The organism is Streptomyces sp. NPDC002476 (genome assembly GCF_042889785.1).
GTDB lineage: Bacteria > Actinomycetota > Actinomycetes > Streptomycetales > Streptomycetaceae > Streptomyces.
The window spans coordinates 1-3,200 of sequence record NZ_JBIARH010000100.1 but is presented as its reverse complement, the minus strand read 5'-3'; the positions used below and the strand labels follow the sequence as shown (position 1 = coordinate 3,200).

At 71.0% G+C, this 3,200-nt stretch carries 2 protein-coding genes; both read left to right on the top strand.

What is annotated here, in order from left to right:
- The coding region (locus ACFYXM_RS37015) for a peptidase C14 (RefSeq protein WP_389296235.1) at window positions 1-1,625 on the top strand (1,625 nt) is incomplete at its 5' end.
- 86 nt (window positions 1,626-1,711) lie between these two features.
- Window positions 1,712-2,968 carry a Gfo/Idh/MocA family protein gene (locus tag ACFYXM_RS37010; RefSeq protein WP_389296233.1) on the top strand — a complete coding sequence of 419 codons (1,257 nt, stop codon included), beginning with the start codon at window positions 1,712-1,714 and terminating at the stop codon, window positions 2,966-2,968.
- Window positions 2,969-3,200: the final 232 nt, after the last annotated feature.

The window sequence follows — 3,200 nt, the reverse complement described above, 5'->3', positions numbered from 1 at the left end:
ACCGCATACGCACCGAAGGCATCGAGAAGAACACCCACGACAACCCCTTCGGAGCCGTCCTCTCCTTCCGCGGCACCGTCACCGACACCACCGTCGAGCACACCCTGGGCGCGGCGATGCCGGACCTCTCGGACCTGTTCGAGGTCGGCGACTCCTCGAAGTTCGAGGTCGGCCAGTGGTGGGCCGTCGAGGTCAACGCGCTGGCGGGCAAGTACGAGAAGGAGATCCAGCGTCTCGTCCAGGTCACCCAGGTCGTCGACGCCACGCACATCAGGGTCAACTACCAGATCGGCTGGGATCTGGCCGCGGGCCGCAAGCTCACCTGGACCCGGATCGAGCCCGTCGACCGCGCCCACGTGCGCAACATGGTCTTCGAGGGCTGGGGCGACGACGAGATGTCCGGCTCGCACCCGGTCGCGTACGAGTACGCGGTCCGCTGCGACGTCTCCGGGATCGAGGCGATCGGCACCTTCTGGCCGGTGGTGATGCGCCGCTGGTGCACGTACTACCGCACCGAGCAGTGCTCGCTGACCAACCCGAAGTCCGTCACCTACGGCGGCGCCGGCTACCTCACCCAGCAGATCTACTGCCTCTACGGGCACGTCGAGGACTGCCACACCTCCAACGCCCGCCACCTGAACGACTTCACCGCCTCCGCGTACTGCTACGTCACCAACTGCCACGGCGACGGGGACGACGAGGGCCCGTTCGTGACGCACGGTCAGTTCGAGCACGACCTCGTCTACACCGGCAACTCGGGGCTGATGACGTTCGCCAACTCCGGTGCCGCGTGGGGCGGCAGGGCCAAGCGGATCACGGTGCGCCGGCACGCCTGCTCCTGGTTCGTGGCCCGGGTCAAGATCACCGATCTGACCCTGGAGGACGTCCTGGTCATCGGGAAGAAGTCGCTGTCCGGCTCCGGCATGCTCTGGGTCAACGCCGACGGCGTACAGATGCGCGGCTGCACCGCCACCGGCCCGCTGATCGTGTCCCGGGCCTCGGACCTGTCCGCCCGCCCCAACGTGATCGCCGACTCGTCGTTCGCGTTCGCCCCGGGCGCGGAGATCACCCAGGCCAACGTGAGCGCCCCGCTCACCCTCCAGCGCACCACGCTGAGGGGCGTCGACGGCGCGGTGTTCAACGGCACCGGCCCGCTGGCCTTGGACCAGTGCGTCCTGACCGGCTCCAAGGACACCGCCCCGGTCGCACTCAAGCACGCCGACATCACCGTCCTCGGCGGCGAACTCCGCGACACCGGGCTGAAGCTGACCTCCGACAAGGACCAGCGGCTGCGGGTCGACGGCACACGCCTGAACGGCACCAACAAGGACGGCGCCCTGCTGTCCCGCACCGGCTCCGGGCGGACCGTCGACTGGCAGCTCACCGGCCTCGACTCGACCGCCCCCAAGGGCACCGCCCACGTCCTGGCCGCCGAGGGGCCCAACCGCTACCGGGCCACCGGCTCCACCTTCACCGGCGGCCGGCTCGAACTGCGGCCCGCGGCGTTCACCGGCGCCGGCAGCCATCTGCTGCACACCGGCTGCGTCGAGGACGGCACCGAGCGCACCGCGCTGCCGGACGAGGGCGACCGCGTCGCCCACACCGCGGCCACGCTGCGCTTCTGACCACTCGGGGCCTCTCGTTCGGATCGCGCCCGATCCGGCCTGATCCGAACGGAAGGCCCCGACCCACCGAGCACCAGGGAATCCCCGTGTCCACGCATACCCCGATCACCGGCCGGCCCGTCCGGGTCGCACTCGTCGGCGCCGGCAACCGCGGTCTGACGTACGCCGAGTGGATCAAGGCGCACCCCGAGCGCGCCGAACTCGTCGCCGTAGCCGACCCCCGCCCCGCGGCGCGGGCGGCCGCCGGCGCCCCCGTCGAGTTCGACGACTGGCGCCCGCTCGTCGAGAACCGGATCGCCGACGCCGTCGTCGTCGCCACCCAGGACCGCTTCCACGTGGAGCCGGTGCTGGCCCTGGCCGAGGCCGGCTACGCGATCCTCGCCGAGAAGCCGCTCGCCCCGACCGAGGAGGAGACCCGGCGGATCGTCGAGGGCGTGGAGCGGGCCGGGGTGCTGTTCGCGGTGTGCCACGTCATGCGGTACACCCCCTACACCGACCTGGTGAAGGAGGTCGTGGACTCCGGCGTGCTCGGGCAGCTGGTCTCCATCGACCACCTGGAGCCGGTGGGCTGGTGGCACTACGCCCACAGCTACGTGCGCGGTCCGTGGCGCAGTGAGAAGGACTCCTCGCCGATGCTGCTCGCCAAGTCCTGCCACGACCTGGACTGGATCACGTACGTCATGGGCGGCCGGATCGAGCAGGTCGCCAGCTTCGGCGGGCTCAAGCACTTCCGGCCCGAGAACGCCCCGGCCGGATCCGCCGAGCGGTGTCTCGACTGCGCGGTCGAGCCCGGCTGTCCGTACAGCGCGCCGAAGCTGTACCTCCCAACGCTGCGCGAGAAGGGCGCGGTCTGGCCGGTCACCCACGTCACCGAGGCGACCGACGAGGCCGGGCTGCTGCGGGCGCTGCGCGAGGGCCCGTACGGCGTCTGCGCGTACCGCGGCGACAACGACGTGGTCGACCACCAGGTCCTGGCGATGCGGCTGACGGACGGGGTGACCGCCACCTTCCAGATGGTGGCCTTCACCGAGCAGACGCACCGGCAGACCCGGATCTTCGGCTCGCACGGCTGGCTGATCGGTGACGGCGAGCGGGTCACCGTGCAGGACTTCCGTACCGGCGAGTCCACCGTCCACGAACTCGGCGCGTCCGGTTCGAACGCGGCCGACGGGCACGGCGGCGGGGACGCCGCGCTCGTCGAGGCGTTCGTCACCGCCGTCGCCACCGGCGACGCCGGGGCCGTCCGCTCCGGCGTCGCCACCTCGCTCGGCAGTCATCTTGCGGCGTTCGCCGCCGAGCGTGCCCGGCATACCGGCACCGTTCAGACGGTGCCGGCCCGGTGACTTCCCGCCGGATGCCGTCCTCTCTTTCCTGTCCCGCCCCCCTGTCCTCGGAGGACCCCCTCATGTCCCGTCTTCTCACCCGTCGTTCCAGAGTCCGTGCCGTCGCTGCCCCGGTCGTGGCCACCGCGCTTGCCGTCGGTGTGCTGGCCGGCTGTTCCAGCGGCGGTGACGACAACACCGTCACCATGTGGACCTATCCGGTCATCTTCGACGAGGCCAAGAACAAGGCGTA